1 protein-coding gene is annotated in these 463 nt (G+C 67.0%); it reads right to left on the reverse strand.

The annotated features are described in order from the left end of the window. On the reverse strand, nucleotides 1–463 hold a 463-nt coding region (locus J5M56_RS25085; protein ID WP_207938071.1), incomplete at both ends, for a porin.

The following is a 463-nucleotide window of genomic DNA, read 5'->3' on the forward strand; positions in this document are numbered from 1 at the left end:
GTTGAACAGCGTGTCCGAGCTGCCCGTCCACGTGCGCACGCCGTTCGTCGCGTTCGCGCCGCCGTCCGCGTACAGATAGCCCGCGCCGAGCGACAGCGGCCCGTTCGCGTAGCTTGCGGCGAAGCTGTACGTGCGGCCGCTGCCCGTCGCGCCCGCGACGCCGCCGAAGCCGTACAGCGCTTCGAACTGGAAGCCCGACAGCACCGGGCTCGTGTATTTCACCGAGTTGCTCACGCGCAGGCTGTTGTCGTAGTTGTCGAGATCGCCCGGTGTCGCGAACACGCCGCCGAAGTAGTTGTCCTCGGTGAGCCCCTGTACGAGATCGACGACCGGATCGTACTGGCGGCCGAGCGTGACGCTGCCCCACGTGTTGCTCGCGAGGCCGACGATCGCCTTGCGGCCGAATTCGCGATTGCCGTTCTGCTGCCCCGTGCCGAGATTGAAGCCGTTTTCGAGCTGGAAC

Origin of the sequence: Pseudomonas sp. 51_B (genome assembly GCF_017491595.1) — a bacterium.
Taxonomy (GTDB): domain Bacteria; phylum Pseudomonadota; class Gammaproteobacteria; order Pseudomonadales; family Pseudomonadaceae; genus Aquipseudomonas; species Aquipseudomonas promysalinigenes.